Annotated in this window: 1 pseudogene; it reads left to right on the top strand. The window is 70.3% G+C overall.

The window, feature by feature from the left end:
- Window positions 1–467: pseudogene (locus tag A9X03_RS05945) on the top strand (phosphopantetheine-binding protein); the annotation flags it as partial.
- Between the last annotated feature and the right edge of the window lie 172 nt (window positions 468–639).

The raw sequence follows: 639 nt of genomic DNA, 5'->3' as shown, positions 1-639 counted from the left end.
CCCGGCGCCCCGCGCCTGGTCGGCTACGTCACCGGACGATCGACGCGGCCGACGCGCGCGCCGCGCTGGCCGGTCGGCTGCCCGGCTTCATGGTGCCGTCCGCGGTCGTGGTGATGGCTGCGTTGCCGCTGACGGTCAACGGCAAACTCGACACGCGAGCCCTCCCCGCGCCGGAATACAGCGATGCCAGCCGATTTCGCGCCCCGGTCACTGCGGTGGAGGAGGTGCTGGCCGGCGCCTTCGCACAGGTTCTCGGTCTCGAACGGGTCGGGATCGACGAGTCGTTCTTCGACTTGGGCGGCGATTCACTGTCGGCCATGCGCCTCGTCACCGCCATCAACAAGTCATTGAAAGCCGGCCTGTCGTTACGCGCCTTGTTTGACGCGCCCACGGTGGCGCTCCTGGCGCCGCACCTCAATGACGACGGGGCCGAGCGCGAGCCTTTGGTGGCGGGCGACCGGCCCGCTGATCCAAAACGCGGTGGGCATGTTGTAGGTCGCGGCGCGGTCCCGCCATTGCTCGAGGAACCAGAGCCGGCTCTGGGCGAACGACAGCGGAAGGACAGCGGGCCGGTCGCCCGCCACCAAAGGCTCGCGCTCGGCCCCGTCGTCATTGAGGTGCGGCGCCAGGAGCGCCACC

It is taken from the genome of Mycobacterium sp. E1715 (genome assembly GCF_001667625.1).
Taxonomy (GTDB): domain Bacteria; phylum Actinomycetota; class Actinomycetes; order Mycobacteriales; family Mycobacteriaceae; genus Mycobacterium.
The sequence above is the reverse complement of the archived record's forward strand: the minus strand, read 5'-3'. Positions and strand labels throughout refer to the sequence as shown.